Source organism: Bacillus sp. FSL R9-9834, assembly GCF_038006905.1.
Classification (GTDB): Bacteria; Bacillota; Bacilli; order Bacillales; family Bacillaceae_G; genus Bacillus_A; species Bacillus_A pacificus.
The window spans coordinates 1,132,332-1,146,668 of sequence record NZ_JBBOWD010000001.1; the positions used below are offsets into that span (position 1 = coordinate 1,132,332).

13 protein-coding genes and 2 pseudogenes are annotated in these 14,337 nt (G+C 34.7%); 11 read left to right on the forward strand and 4 right to left on the reverse strand.

Annotation, left to right across the window (positions count from 1 at the left end; genetic code table 11):
• Positions 1 to 198: 198 nt before the first annotated feature.
• On the forward strand, positions 199 to 1,176 hold the full coding sequence (locus MKY00_RS05835; RefSeq protein ID WP_016716767.1) for an HD domain-containing protein: 978 nt from the start codon (positions 199 to 201) through the stop codon (positions 1,174 to 1,176).
• A gap of 41 nt (positions 1,177 to 1,217) precedes the next feature.
• On the opposite strand, the gene MKY00_RS05840 is transcribed toward MKY00_RS05835, so the two are convergent.
• Positions 1,218 to 2,336 (reverse strand): anti-sigma factor, encoded by a 1,119-nt coding sequence (locus tag MKY00_RS05840; RefSeq protein ID WP_016716768.1) that lies wholly within the window; start codon positions 2,334 to 2,336, stop codon positions 1,218 to 1,220.
• Positions 2,337 to 2,341: 5 nt separating this feature from the next.
• The gene (locus MKY00_RS05845) at positions 2,342 to 2,845 is read right to left on the reverse strand and encodes an RNA polymerase sigma factor (RefSeq protein WP_141114917.1); all 504 of its coding nucleotides are present in this window, start codon (positions 2,843 to 2,845) and stop codon (positions 2,342 to 2,344) included.
• 118 nt (positions 2,846 to 2,963) lie between these two features.
• Here MKY00_RS05845 and MKY00_RS05850 point away from each other — a divergent pair, with 118 nt between their 5' ends.
• Positions 2,964 to 3,866, forward strand: a complete 903-nt coding sequence (locus MKY00_RS05850) for an AraC family transcriptional regulator (RefSeq protein WP_016716770.1) — start codon at positions 2,964 to 2,966, stop codon at positions 3,864 to 3,866.
• Positions 3,867 to 4,303: 437 nt separating this feature from the next.
• Here MKY00_RS05850 and MKY00_RS05855 read toward each other — a convergent pair whose 3' ends face one another.
• Together MKY00_RS05855 and MKY00_RS05860 are read right to left on the reverse strand one after the other, a co-directional pair.
• Complete coding sequence (locus MKY00_RS05855; protein WP_016716771.1) at positions 4,304 to 6,046, reverse strand: sensor histidine kinase; 1,743 nt, start codon at positions 6,044 to 6,046, stop codon at positions 4,304 to 4,306.
• 9 nt (positions 6,047 to 6,055) lie between these two features.
• A complete protein-coding gene (locus tag MKY00_RS05860) occupies positions 6,056 to 6,760 on the reverse strand; it encodes a response regulator transcription factor (protein WP_016716772.1) in 705 nt (234 codons plus the stop codon).
• Between the two features lie 141 nt (positions 6,761 to 6,901).
• On the opposite strand from MKY00_RS05860, the gene MKY00_RS05865 reads away from it, so the two are divergent.
• The 9 genes and pseudogenes from MKY00_RS05865 to MKY00_RS05905 all read left to right on the forward strand — a co-directional run bounded on the left by MKY00_RS05865 (position 6,902) and on the right by MKY00_RS05905 (position 14,325).
• Entirely contained in the window at positions 6,902 to 7,750 is an 849-nt protein-coding gene (locus tag MKY00_RS05865; RefSeq protein WP_016716773.1) for a CPBP family intramembrane glutamic endopeptidase, read from the forward strand.
• Position 7,751: 1 nt separating this feature from the next.
• Positions 7,752 to 8,106: pseudogene (locus MKY00_RS05870) on the forward strand (hypothetical protein).
• A 147-nt stretch (positions 8,107 to 8,253) separates the two neighbouring features.
• On the forward strand, positions 8,254 to 8,541 hold the full coding sequence (locus MKY00_RS05875; RefSeq protein WP_016716774.1) for a hypothetical protein: 288 nt from the start codon (positions 8,254 to 8,256) through the stop codon (positions 8,539 to 8,541).
• Between the two features lie 11 nt (positions 8,542 to 8,552).
• Positions 8,553 to 8,672 (forward strand): hypothetical protein, encoded by a 120-nt coding sequence (locus tag MKY00_RS05880; RefSeq protein ID WP_016716775.1) that lies wholly within the window; start codon positions 8,553 to 8,555, stop codon positions 8,670 to 8,672.
• 187 nt (positions 8,673 to 8,859) lie between these two features.
• A complete protein-coding gene (locus MKY00_RS05885; RefSeq protein WP_016716776.1) occupies positions 8,860 to 10,125 on the forward strand; it encodes a M48 family metallopeptidase in 1,266 nt (421 codons plus the stop codon).
• A 93-nt stretch (positions 10,126 to 10,218) separates the two neighbouring features.
• A protein-coding gene (locus MKY00_RS05890) for an IS3 family transposase (RefSeq protein WP_153016966.1) occupies positions 10,219 to 11,378 on the forward strand; the annotation gives its coding sequence in 2 pieces (ribosomal slippage) (positions 10,219 to 10,477 and positions 10,477 to 11,378; 1,161 coding nt in all).
• A gap of 133 nt (positions 11,379 to 11,511) precedes the next feature.
• Entirely contained in the window at positions 11,512 to 12,414 is a 903-nt protein-coding gene (locus tag MKY00_RS05895) for a DMT family transporter (protein ID WP_016716777.1), read from the forward strand.
• Positions 12,415 to 12,759: 345 nt separating this feature from the next.
• A complete protein-coding gene (locus tag MKY00_RS05900; protein ID WP_016716778.1) occupies positions 12,760 to 13,416 on the forward strand; it encodes an S-layer homology domain-containing protein in 657 nt (218 codons plus the stop codon).
• Positions 13,417 to 13,545: 129 nt separating this feature from the next.
• A pseudogene (locus MKY00_RS05905) lies at positions 13,546 to 14,325 on the forward strand (S-layer homology domain-containing protein).
• The last annotated feature ends 12 nt before the right edge of the window (positions 14,326 to 14,337 follow it).

Genomic DNA, 14,337 nt, shown 5'->3' on the forward strand with positions numbered 1-14,337 from the left:
CTATTTTTACAAATAAAAAAAGGCTCCATATAAGGAGCACTCAATAAAAATAAATGAATTAAAACAAATAACAGACATGTATAATATACAATATTTTTAATTTAATATCAATATATTAGGATTTAAAACTTTTGTTAGTGTTGATTTTATAAAAGAGGTACGATTATAAGAGGCGGCTAAGATAGAGGGGGATTATAAGTGATCATATCAGATATACTATACGGAGAATTTAAAGTGGATCCAGTAGTAGAAGAATTAATCTTAAGTAAGTCTGTGCAAAGACTAAAAGGTATTCATCAAACTGGCGCAAGTTATTTAGTGAACAAGGAATGGAATGTAACGCGCTTTGATCATTCAGTTGGTGTTATGTTGTTAGTTAAAAAGCTAGGTGGTTCAGTAGAAGAGCAAATTGCAGGTTTACTGCACGATGTATCGCATACTGCTTTCTCCCATGTGATTGATTACGTTTTTGATAATAGAAATGAAAGTTATCATGAAGAGATATTTAGTTCTGTTGTGAAAAACTCAGAAATTCCAGCGATTCTTGCAAAGTATGGCTATAACTATGAAGAGATTTTGTTAGATGATTCAAAGTGGACGTTATTGGAAAGGTCAGCGCCCGAATTATGCGCAGATCGAGTGGATTATACGTTACGAGATATGTATACATATGGGTATATTTCTTTAGAAGAAGCTCACAGTTTTTTAGAAGATGTAATTGAAGTAAACGGAAAAATGGTCCTTCAAAACATCGAAATGGCAGAGTGGTTTACAGAAACATATTACAAAGAAGTCATTGATTTCTTTATGCAACCAATGAATAGTTACGGAAATGATATGTTAGCAAAAACGCTAAAGTTAGCTCTACACAAAAAGGTTATTCATGCAGATGATTTTCTTCTTGAAGATGATGAGCTAATTTTGAAATTGCAGCAATGTAGTGATCCGGAAGTACATGTTTTAGTAAGCAAAGTTCATCCGAATGTAAAAGTAAAAGAAGATAGAAACGATTATGATTTATATCAGAACAATAAAGTACGCCTTATTGATCCGCCGTTACTTCGTGAAGGGGAAGTCGTTCCATCGTCTGTTGTGTCAGAAAACATAAGGAAGATGAGTGAGGTCGCTTATGAAAAAGCGGTGAGAGGGATGTATGTGAAGGTGGTTTCGGATTAAAAAAGTAGAGCATCACCTCTAGATGCTCTACTTTTCCTACATCACTGATCAAACCAATTCCAAACCTCAATATCTCCAAGAGTCGCATAACGAACGTGAGGCGAGTTTTGTAATTTTAATAACTCTTTCGACGGGCCTGTAATGACAATTCCATATACTTTTACGCCGTTATCTTTTACATACTCATAACGTTTATCTAAGTTCAGCTCTTTTTCAGGAGTCCAAGTAGTTTTGCTTACAGTTTTTTTATGCTCAGAAAGAATGCGCATCATTTCGATTACTTCATCTTCTTTTGTCTTCGGTCGTTCTGCTTCACTATCAGGGAGGTTTATATGTTCTGGAAATCCGATAGCCTCTCCGCCATGTAGGATGAAATCTTCCTCATCTATTCTCTCTTGTCCTGTGTCTAAAGCGTACCATACAGGAGTTGGTGGCATTTCTTGCGCTTCAAATACGCTATATAGTATGGATTCTATTTCCTTTAACGTATATGGTTTGTCAAAAGAAATAGCTACTTCAGCAACGGTTCCATCATGTACTTTTGCAAGTGTATCCCAAACTTTTTTAGACGATTCTTTTAAGTGATCACCTTGTTTTATTTTTGGATGAACAAAATAAAGATTAGAGTAATTCAATTTGTTTGCCCAAGATTTACTTGTAACAGTTACAGACGATAAGAAGCTTTTCGTTGTTACGGTACCGAATTGAACTTCTTTTTTGCCGACAGTTTTAACTAAATTCATTTCATTTTCTGTACGGAAAAAGGGTTTGATTTTTGTACTGCCTCCAGCGGAACGACTATTTGGAATGGTTGCTTCTAGTGCGAGTGCTGGAATCTCATTTACTTCAGCTAACTTTTTCATATTATAGAAGTAAAGAGAAGACGAAAAATGACCGACAAAATAGATTGCTATACAAACAGCAAGGACAAAACTAACGGTTTGCCAACGTTGTTTCCATTTTATTTTCCAAAACGGGACTTTCAGATTTTGTGGTGGTAGTTTTTTCTTTATTGGTTCATTCTTCAAAAGCAACTCATCTAAGTAAGCTTCACACTCTTCACATGTCTCAATATGACTTTCTAACAGCTCTTGTTCATCATGCGTGAGTGTTCCGTTTTCGTATTTCTCCCATAGTTTTTTAAATGCTGCACAACCCATCTGTATCACTCCTTTATGTTTCTCGTTTCTTTTCGTCCGCGGTGTAATTCAATTTTTACTTTCGCGAATGAGAGACCGGTCATTTCTGCTATTTCCTTATACGAGAATCCGTAGTAATCTCGTAGTAACAGAACATTTCGTCTTTCGAGCGGAAGAGAAGATAAACTGTCTAACCAACTAGCAATCTCATGTTTTACGAAATATTCATGTTCTGTACTTGGTACGTTTGGTAAATGGAATTCTTCCACTGTAGTTGTTTTATATTTTTTTTCTTTTCGATACCAATCGATAAAGGCGTTGTAGGCAATTGTAAATAACCACGGTCTAATTTCTTCGCCTTTGTAATAGTCAATATGGACGAGCATGCGGTAAAAGGTTTCCTGCATGAGATCTTCAGCAAAATGAGAATCTCCGGTGAGGGAGAGAAGATAGCGAAATAAATCATGCATATGCTCTGAATAAATGTCTTCTAATGATTGTTTGCGTTTCACTAATTTCCCTCCCTTCATAAATAACAACGAAATACATATAAAAAAGTTACAATGTTTTATGGAATTATAGTAAAAAACGTCAAGAATTGGATAAGATTCTCTTTTATCATAATACATATAAGGCGGGTGAACAGAGATGGAAAGCTATGAAACACAAATTCAAAGGTCCATTGATTATATTGAGGAAGATGTAATGGAAAAACAGACGCTGCGTAATTTAGCGCGTATTGCAGGTTTTTCTGAATCGCATTTTCATCGTGTATTTCAGGCGTTAGTAGGTGATACAGTAATGGAGTACGTTCGAAAGAGGAGGTTAGCCCGGGCAGCTTATCAACTTTCTCATACGAATGAAAAAATTATTGATATCGCATTTGAGCATGGCTTTCAATCTCACGAAACGTTCACAAGAGCCTTTAAAAAATTATTTCAAATGACACCGAGTGAATATCGAAAGCAAGAAATAGAAACACCGATGTATTACAGTGTGAATGTAAAGCAAAGAAAATTAAATCCGTATTTAGGAGGCATACAAATGGAATATCGTATTGTAAATAAACCAGAATTTTTAGTGGCGGGTTATGAACTGAAGACGACAAGTAAGGAAGGGAAAAACCATCAAGACATTCCAGCATTTTGGCAAGAATATTTACAAAAAGATCTTGGAACGACAATTCCGAATCGTAAAGATACGAGCCAATGGGTAGAGCTTGGATTATGTACTGATTTTAATTTAGAAACAGGGGACTTCACGTATATTATTGGAATGGAAGTTACAGGCTTTGAAAATGTACCAAATGAAATTGCAAAGCGTACGTTCCCAGCAGCAACATATGCAGTATTTACAACGCCGAAAGTTCCTCATGAAGAAATGGTATCGTCTATTCACCAAACGTGGAACGCTGTATTCTCAGAATGGTTCCCGCATTCAGGCTATGAACATTGCGGCTTTACAGAGTTTGAACTATACGATGAGCGTTGCCACGAAGATAAAAGTGAGTTCGCTCAAGTAGAGCTTTGGATACCGGTGAAGAAGAAATAATAGATTGAGAGCGAGTCATTGAGAAATGGCTCGCTTTTTTATTTCGTGAAATTTCAATTGGCGCGGGCGGAATCGTTGTTTTTCAGGAGCTTTGCATATAAGATGGGGTGCTATTTTTGTCGATTTTTGTCGGTAAGTCGATATATTCAGAAAATCGCTGATATATTTTGATTTGCGCCGATATATTTGAAAAATCGCCGATATAATTCGAGTTGCGCCGATATATTCGCAAAATCGCCGATATAATTTCATATACCGCTGAAACAACTCATAAAGATGGTCTACATCATTTCATATACCGCTGAAACAACTCAGAAAGATGGTCTACATCATTTCATATACCGTTAAAATAACTCAGAAAGATGGTCTACATCATTTCATTTATCGCTGAATTCTCCCAGAATAGAAAAAAGAAAAGACGCCACATAGCGTCTTTTCTATGAACGAAACGGAAACACAAGTATAATTGTTGTTCCTTTTCCTAGTTCGCTATCGATCGAAATCGTTCCGTTATGAGCATGAACGAGCTGCTTTGTAATAGCGAGGCCAAGTCCCGTTCCGATGTTGCTTTCTTCTGTATTTGTTCCTCTGTAATATCGCTCAAATAGAAGCTCTTTCGTTTTATCATCCATTCCTTTTCCGTTATCGGAAATAGATAGTGTAAATGAATTTTCATTTTGCGAAAGTTTTACGATGACATTAGTCGTTTCGTTATTATGTTTTACCGCGTTTACAAGTAAGTTTTCGATAATACGCTGGAACCATTTTTCTTCAATGAAATATTGAATTTTGTTTGAGCTTGGTACAAATTCAATATTTTGATTTTGAAGTGTCGGATTATTAATGAATTGTAATAATACTTTTTGAACGAATTGATTCATTTCAATATTTACGTGTTGCGCAGGAAGACTGTTATTTTTTAATTGATACGTTAAGCTTAAATCATCAATTAATGTCGTCATATATTGAGATTTCTCTTTCATAACACTACCGAATTGTTGAATGTCACGATCAGTCCAGTTGTATTGCTGTGATTCTAGTAATAAAGCATAGCCGTATATAGAGCTTAGTGGTGTTTTTAAATCATGTGTGAGACCGGTAATCCATTCCTCACGTGTTTGCTGCAGTACTTGCCTCATCGCATCATTTTTTTGGAGTGTAATAGAAAGGTGCTCTAGTGAACTTGTAACATCTCGAAACAAGCGGAATGACCATTTTTCTTTACCAGATCGCCTGAATCTGATAGGTTTCCCTTTTTTACTAACAGGTTCTTCGTACTTTCCGCCAGCTATGTTTTTAAGCCAGCGCATCGCATGTAATAACGGTTTTCCAAATTTATTACCGTACCAAATAGAAAGAATAACTAAATAAACAAATACGATAAGAAGGATTAATCCGCATCCAATTAGAAACTTTTTAGTAAATACATCTTCTATTTCATCATCTGGGTAGTAGTGCTCATTTTTGGCAGTTACAACAAGGAGATGATTGCTATTTGTGTCATAAAAGCTAGACGTGTTTTCTTTATGATTCCACGGTTCTTTTTCACTAAGAGCGGCTTGTATAACAGAAAATGTTTTTTTCTTTCCGTTTGGATAGGAGAATACTTCTTCGCCAACGCTATTAAAGATTTGAAGTGTTGCTTTTTCTTTAGTAAGTAAATGCTGTTCTTCTTCTGTTAATGTGAACGAATCTGTAGATACAGAAGGGTGCGTTTTCTGGATTGTTTTTAGTAATTCATTGCTTTTTAACATACTGCCATAAATAACAAGCACATTCTTGTCTTCTAATTCAATTTCCCAATACGTAAATGTATAAGGGCTTTCTATGTGATTCTGTATATATGAGAATAAAGATGCCTTCGTATAAGATGTCGGTACGTCACTAGGTGTATTAAAGTGATAGAGAACTTTTCCGTTTTCCTCTACAACTTGAATCCAATCATTTTTCTCTTTCATTAAGTCTTTTACTTCAGTTTTTAACGAAATATCGCCATCTTCTGAAGAGATATATCTTGCAATCATAAAATTATCAGCATCTGGAATATTCGGTTCATATGAAGTACTAGTAACAAGAAAAATTAAATAAGTGAAAGCAGCTACTACAGCAATTAGTAATGTAACTAAAACAAATACGTGTTGCAGAATAAACTGGATAATAAGTCGTTTATTAAAGTTCATATCGTCACCCTACTTTGTAATGAACTTATAGCCAAGTCCACGAACGGTTTTTATATATTCTGGTTTACTTGGGTCTTGTTCAATTTTTTCACGTAGTTTTCGAATGTGAACCATAACAGTATTGTCATCGCCATTATAGGCTGGTGCTCCCCAAACTTTTTCGTATATTTCTTCCTTCGAAAAGACGTAGTTTGGATTCTCGCAAAAGAAGAGTAATAGCTGAAATAGCTGAGCAGAACATTCGACAACATGTCCATTCACTGTCAGTTCTGCGGAATCGCGATCAATTGCAAATCTACCAAATGAACTAGAGTGTGCTTTTTGTTCATGTGTCATTACTTGCTTCATATGTCTTCGGAGTTGTGCTTTCATACGAGCTATTACTTCAAGTGGATTAAATGGCTTCGTAATATAATCATCTGCACCGTGTGAAAATCCAGATATTTTATCTAAATCAGATGTTTTAGCTGTGAGGAAGAAGATAGGGCAATCTGTGTTCTGTCGAATGATGGGACAAATATCAAAACCAGATTGTCCAGGAAGCATGACATCTAAAATAATTAAGTCGTAATCGTTTTGCTGCGTGAGAGATAAAGCTATTTCAGCTGATGTTGCAGTTGTAATATGAGAAAAACCTTCTTTTTCAAGAATGGTAGTTAGTAATTGTAAAATTGCTGTTTCATCATCAACGAGCAAAATATTTGCTTCATACATAAAAAATCCCTCCTAATTTCCTCGAATATCATATCATTTTTCGGTAACTTATGGAATTTTTAAGGAAATTTTAAGGTTTTCTTTCTCAAAAAATTAAGAATCAAATGATATGATAAAAGTAACATAGGGGAGGAGATGAGTGTGAATCCGTTTCAAACGATGCGAGCTAGATATTTTTTAATTGTATTTGCACTATTAACTGTAGTTGCAAGAGCCAGTAATGAATTGATAGAAAATACATTTCATATGCAAAATTCTACTTTTATAAATATTCTTATATTCTATATTCTGCCGATTACGTGGATTTTTTTTGAGTATAAAAAACACCGTGTTGCATTTTCATTATTTATTAATAGAAATGAAACATTTAACCTGGTGCAAGTTTTATACATTACGATCATGTTATGCGTTTTTAGTTATGGATATCTTATTTTGTACATGTATAGCTTTGCATGGATTACACCGACATTTATTATGAACGCATTACGCGAACCGATTATGGATAGCACTGGGGGATATGTTTATCAAGTTATTATGGTCGTATTCATCGCACCAATTATTGGGGAATTTGTTTTTCGCGGATTTTTACTGCAACGCTTCGCAGCAAAATGGGGAACGAGTATAGCGATCATTGTTGTAGCAATATTGTTTGCATTGTTACACGTTGATTTCCTAGGTGCAATTGTATTTAGCGTTGTACTATCAATCGTATATATTCGTACGAATAGTTTACTCATGCCAATCGCTATTCACATGTTAAACAATGCATTTGTAATCGGTGCTTCTTTTTTAATAAATAAAGAAGAGATAATGAGTTTTGCAGATTTCTCAAATTATACGACGTTCTTTCCAGGACTTATTATTTTTATAACAGGATTAAACTTAGTACTCATCTTTTTATTTGTTAACCGCAAATATTGGAGTAAAGAAATGCCCGCTATATATGTAGAGCAGGAAAAAAGCTTTTCAGACGTCGTGGGGAGTAAATGAGATGAAGAAGACGGTTGAAAAAATATTGAAAGACATTATAGATGCTACGTCTATTACAGATATGTGTGATAAAAGCGTTTGTCATTGACTTCAACCTGTAGTAGATACGATTGTGTTTCCGGAGTATTTCTCTTCTTATTGTGCTAGGGGTTTTACTAATATTTGGTCTAATAGTAGAAGAAATGATGAAGCGCATCTTCAGAAAAAATGAAGAGAAGTATATGTGGGTTCGTAAAATATTCGAGAAAGTAATAGTGGCTTTCCTTTTGTTTTACCCCACTTTAATGGGCAGTAAGACCCCCAACTCAAAATGCAGCGAAAGCAAAGAAGTTAGGTGGGGGGCGGGCTGCCCATAAAAGTCCGATTGGTTCAACTAATAATCAGTGGGGGATGAAGAAAACCCCCACTGATTAAAGTTTCACTTTATAGTATGAAAACAATCATTTACTTTATAGCTTTGAAGCATCATTCATTCTAAATTTGAAAGGGATGTATAAAATTATATGAATGAAACAATATCATCAAATAAGTTTTTTTATTTGATTGTGCTAATAACGACAGTCAACGTTATTCTTCGCTGGGAGGAAGCTTATTTCTTTATGTATTTAGCACTTCATTTGCTAGGGATTTTATGTATTAGTGGCGGCGTAGTTGCTGAAAAAAAGAGTGAAGAAAGCGTTAATTATATGTGTGTGACCGGTCTTATTTTACTTTTAGCTGTACAAGGTATTATGAAATATAGTTCTTTTTCTTTACAAGATTTTAGCTTATTAATGGATGTACTTCCTTAAAGAGGCACGTTATGTTATCTAAGAAGCAAATAGGATATGTACTAGTTTTAATTGTATTTTTTACGCTTATTGTAACGACTTTATTTTTTCAAGACTATGAATATATACGCTATATAAAAGCTGGGTTGTAAGTACGTCTCTTATCCCAGAGTATGAACCGAAGAAAACGTCTAAAGGTAGGTAAAACTCTTCTATTTGTAGAAGAGTTTTTTTATGTAAATAAAAGGATCTCGAGCAATTCGCGTAATAAGCTTGTTCTAATTTAGCATGTACGAACTTACAATAATAATAGACAGGCAGCATAGAGGAGGGAATAGCGTGAGAAAGGTTATCGGGTGGTCGCTTTTTTTGTACGTTGGGTTTGCGTTATTTATATATTGGTATTTATTTGGATGGAATCATGAACTAATTCCTGACATGTACAAAGGAACGAGTGCAGATCCAGAAACGTTTATGAATGCAAGAGAGCTTACGCTAAGCCAAGATTATTCGCGCGTGAAAAATTTACTGTATTTTTTAGCGACGCCTCTTGAATGGATTATTTTATTATTTGTACTTGTGCTCGGTATTTCAAAAAAGTTTGAGAAATGGTCGAAGGAAACGACGAAAATAAGTGTCCTGCAAGTTGCGATTTATTTCTTTTATTTATCATTACTTACAACAGTTCTTGCCTTGCCGATGCAATGGATTAGCCGAAAAGTTTCCGTTGATTACGGCATTTCAACGCAAAGTACACAAAGCTGGATAAAAGATCATGTTATCGGTTTTTGGGAAAGTTATGCAACTATGTTAATTGTAGTTACGGTTCTTCTCTGGCTTATCCGTAAATTCCCGAAGAGATGGTGGTTAGCAGGCTGGGCACTCTCTGTTCCGTTTACAATCTTTTTAACATTCATACAGCCTGTCGTGATTGATCCACTGTATAACGACTTTTCGACGCTGAAAGATAAAGAATTAGAAACAAAAATTTTAGCGATGGCAGACAAAGCTGATATTCCAGCAAAACATGTATATGAAGTCAATATGTCGGAAAAAACGAATGCGTTAAATGCATATGTAACAGGAATAGGACTTAACTCGCGTATTGTAATGTGGGATACGACGCTAAAGCAATTAAAAGATAAAGAGATTTTATTTATAATGGCTCATGAAATGGGGCATTATGTTATGAAACATATATATTGGGGCGTTGCGAGTTATGTGTTGCTATCGTTTATAGGGATGTACCTCATTAGTCGTATTATCAATATGTGTATTCGAAAATGGGGAGATACGCTGCAAATTCCAAAAGCAGCATGTTTCTCAATTTTACCTTTATTTTTCTTAATTTCTTCTGTCCTCTCTTTTGTATCACAACCAGCAACAAACTACGTTTCTCGTATAGAAGAACGAGCAGCAGATCAATATGCTTTAGACATGACGAAGGACGGGAAATCTGGTGTAAAAACGTTTCAATATTTATCAAAAACGAGTTTAAGCCAAGTAAATCCTCCTGCGTTAGTGAAGTTTTTCTTATACACACATCCACCAATTTTCGAAAGAATTCATACGTTTGAACAATATGAAAAGGAAAAGAAGCGGTAGTGTACTGGTATTATCCCCTTTAGGTAGACAGTAAAAAAAGAGTCCATCTGGTATGATGGACTCAATACTGTTTTATCTGGAGGGGATTTTTTTATGGCAAGAAAGGGACAATCATTTCAAAAATATACAGAAGAACTAAAGCGAGAAGCAGTTCGTCTTCGAATAGAAGAAGGAAAATCATTACGGGAAATTCGTGAACACCTTGGTATAAAGAGCGATGCACAAATTATAGAATGGGTAAAACGCTCTCAACAAGGGCAGTCATTTGATGATCAACGTGGTGCTTGGAATCGTAAGAATTTTAATAGTCTTGAAGAAGAAAATGCATATTTGAAGGCGCAGGTTGAATATTTAAAAAAGCGCAATCCAAATCTACACGGGAAGGAATGGTCTTAAAGAAAGAACGATTTTCTCTTATCGATTCACTACGCCAAACATACCCACTCAAATGGTTATTTCAAATTGCAGAAGTGTCTAAGGCTGGATACTATAAATGGCGAAAATATCATAACGTGCATCGTTTACATCAAAAAAGGGATATGTGGCATAAAGAACATATTTTATCTATTCATCGTCAGCACCCTTATTATGGATATAAACGTATGACCCGTGCTTTAGCTCGAGAAGGAATGGTAATGAATCATAAACGTGTTCGTCGTCTCATGAGGGAGTTAGGCATTCAATCTATTATCCGGAAAAAACGTCCATTTTACGGAAGAAAAACATCGGTGATATTTAACAATCATTTGAATCGAGAATTTCAAGCGGACAAACAAAATCAAAAGTATGTGACGGATATTACTTATGTACGAATTGGAGATCAGTTCGCGTATTTGTCAGCTGTGTTAGATCTATATAACAATGAAATCGTTGCTTGGAAGTTGTCTCGAAGAAATGATTTAAATTTGGTTTTAACTACATTACAACAACTAGAGGGGAAATCTTTATCTACTAAGCCACTTTTACATTCAGATCAAGGGTTTCAATATACATCAAAGTCTTACGCAAAGCAGTTAGAAAGATTAGGATTTATCGGTAGTCATTCTAGACGTGGAAACTGTTTTGATAATGCATGTATTGAATCATTCTTCTCACATTTAAAAACAGAGAAGTTGTATTTAGTGCGTCCAAAAACGTATGAAATGGCTTATCAAACAATTCAAGAATACATTCAATTCTATAATACAGAAAGGTTCCAAGAAAAACTTCACGGCCTTTCCCCGATAGAATATCGGGAAAAGGCCGTGGCATAATACTCTTTTTATGACTGTCTACTTGACAGGGAGATGACCATACTGCTTCTTTTTTTATGCGTTATTCGAGTTTTGGAAAATTATAGTGTATAATATATGGAATATTCAGTTAAATGTTTAGGAGGTTAATATTTTGTTTCATTCAAAATCAATGCCGGCTATAAAAATGATCCTTTCGATGTCTATTTTCGGATCAATTGGATTTTTCTCTGTTCAAACAGGTTTACCGTCTTTTGAATTAGTATTCGTTCGTTGTATTTGTGCGACTATATTTTTAGCATTATGTTGGCTCATAACAGGACAATATAAAAGTGAGCAATGGAATAAAAAAGAAATCATGCAAATATTAGCATGCGGTGTATTTCTCGTTTTTAACTGGGTATTTCTATTTAAAGCGTTTGAAGTTATGTCGATTACAATTGCGATTTCAGTTTATCATCTAGCACCCATTATCGTATTAATGATTGGTAGTATCGTATTTAAAGAGAGACTTACAATGTTTGCTGTTTTGTCCATTGTCATTTGTTTTATCGGTACAGTGTTAGTGGCTGGAGTAGATGGAAGTTTATCACTTGAAAAACTGATGTCATCTGGCATGGTATGGGCACTACTTGCGGCACTATTTTATGCTTTTACTACTTTACTAGGAAAAGGAATTCAGCATACGAGCGCATATGCGATGACATTTTTACAAACATTTTTAGGTATATTTTTATTGCTGCCATTCGTAGATTTTGGCAAGTTTCAAGGATTAACAGAGATGAACTGGATGATGATTACAGCGACAGGGCTTATACATACTGGATTTGTATATTACTTATTTTTTGACAGTTTAAGAGATTTATCTACTAGAATGATTTCTGTATTAGTATTTTTAGATCCTGCGGTTGCAATACTATTAGATACCGTCTTTACTGGGTTTAGACCGACTAGTATGCAAGTAGTAGGAATTGTTCTTATATTTGTAGGAATGGCGCTAACTTTTCGCAAGGGAACAGAGAAGGAATTATCGATGAAGGAAAGTGCTAATTCATAATGTTGAAAAGAAGCAACTATATACGATTTGCGTCTTTTTGTGTTAATAAAGTGAAATTTAAAAATGTAAAGGAGTTCACAAAGAGATTGTAGAATTTTTAATATATAACACCTTAGATGTGACAGCTTCCTTTTTGAAATAAGAAAGAAGGAGGTATAAAGCAGAAAGGTAATCGAAATGTTCCTTCTAGAAGATGTGCATTTTATCTTACATTCACCAACAAATTAATACTCCTGAAATAATGAAGTTCATTTTATTTGAAAATACTACATATGTAGTATGGATAACTTCGTATTATCTATTATTTTTCTATTTAACATAAAATGGAAATAGGGAGAGAGGACAATGAAGAAAAAAATATTGGGTGTAATGATGATTGCGACAATGGCAGGTGGTATATTTGCAGGGACGAATGTGGCCCCTGTAAAAGCGGAAGAATATCCGGAAATGATTGTATTTGATGATGTTCCATACGGATTTTGGGCATATGATGCTATTTTAGATTTAGCTTATAATAAAATTATAGTTGGATACGGAAATGGAAAGTACGGTGTTGGAGACCTTACAACACGTGAACAAGTAGCTGGGGTTATTTACAAAACACTTGAAATGAAAGACGAAGGGGCAATAGCGAATCCATACAAAGACATTTCTGGCAGTTCAACTGATTTTCAAAAGGAAATTTTAGCGTTAACAAAACGTGGCGTTTTTAAAGGTGATACAAATGGAAACTTTAGACCGAAAGCGCCAATTACTCGAGCTGAAATGGCAGTAGTACTTCAAAAGGCATATACTTTCAAAGCAAAACAAAAGCATACATTTAAAGATGTACCAAAAGGACATTGGGCAGAAGAGGCAATTAGTGCACTGCAATCCAATCAGGTTGTGACAGGAACTGGAAAAGGTATGTATGACTTAAATCGCCCTGTACCGAGAGAACAATATGCTCAGTTTATAAACAATGCGATTATTAATTATCATTTGAAAGAGGACTGGAAATAGAGTGAAATAGGAAAGCACAAATAGAACTATTTGTGCTTTTTTGTTTGTTCGTATCAGAATTATTATTCGTTTTTATGTATTTTTATTTTTGTACATAAGCTTTATAATCAACTCCGTAAAAAAGACATGATGTGTAATATGATTCACAGAAATGTCACGAAATTTGTCGAAAGATCTATTGTCACTATATCATTTGTTATGTATATTTTTTAAAAAACATATACATATTGGGGAGATAATTTGATGAGTAAAAAATTATTAAAAACAGCTACGGCATTAACAATTATGGGTGGAGTGTTATTCTCAGCAGAGAGTAATTATGTAAAAGCGGAAAGTGCACCGCTACAAAATACAAATCCAATTGTATTTAAAGATGTACCAAAAGGACATTGGTCAGAAGAAGCAATTCATAATTTAGCGGCAAACGAAATTATATTTGGATATGGGGATGGAATTTTCGGTTTTGGAGATGACGTAACACGTGAACAAGTTGCAGCTCTAATTTATCGTGTGTTTGATATAGAAGAACAAGATGAATATGAAAACCCATATGGAGATATTGATGAAAATTCAACAAACTTTATTGAAGAGATATTAGCTTTAACGGAACTAGAAATTTTCATGGGAGACGAGCATGGAAACTTTAGACCGAAAGCAACGTTAACTCGTGCAGAAATGGCGCAAGTTCTTACGAATGCTTTTGATTTACAGGCGAAGGGATCGCATACGTTTAATGATGTTCCAGCAAATTCATGGGCAAAGAATGCAATTAGTGCAATACAAACAAATGGTATTACAGCGGGAATTGGCGATAATAAATTTGGCCCATCTATGAAAGTAACAAGAGAACAATACGCACAGTTTTTATACAAAGCAATGTTGCATGGTGCTAAAGAAGAACAGCAATAATTAAATAAGTAA

Excerpts from the sequence above, each read along its gene's own strand:
- MKY00_RS05840 (WP_016716768.1), bottom strand. The coding sequence starts at position 2,336 with ATGGGTTGTGCAGCATTTAAAAAACTATGGGAGAAATACGAAAACGGA.
- MKY00_RS05845 (WP_141114917.1), bottom strand. The coding sequence starts at position 2,845 with ATGAAGGGAGGGAAATTAGTGAAACGCAAACAATCATTAGAAGACATT.
- MKY00_RS05850 (WP_016716770.1), top strand. The coding sequence starts at position 2,964 with ATGGAAAGCTATGAAACACAAATTCAAAGGTCCATTGATTATATTGAG.
- MKY00_RS05855 (WP_016716771.1), bottom strand. The coding sequence starts at position 6,046 with ATGAACTTTAATAAACGACTTATTATCCAGTTTATTCTGCAACACGTA.
- MKY00_RS05860 (WP_016716772.1), bottom strand. The coding sequence starts at position 6,760 with ATGTATGAAGCAAATATTTTGCTCGTTGATGATGAAACAGCAATTTTA.
- MKY00_RS05875 (WP_016716774.1), top strand. The coding sequence starts at position 8,254 with ATGAATGAAACAATATCATCAAATAAGTTTTTTTATTTGATTGTGCTA.
- MKY00_RS05880 (WP_016716775.1), top strand. The coding sequence starts at position 8,553 with ATGTTATCTAAGAAGCAAATAGGATATGTACTAGTTTTAATTGTATTT.
- MKY00_RS05900 (WP_016716778.1), top strand. The coding sequence starts at position 12,760 with ATGAAGAAAAAAATATTGGGTGTAATGATGATTGCGACAATGGCAGGT.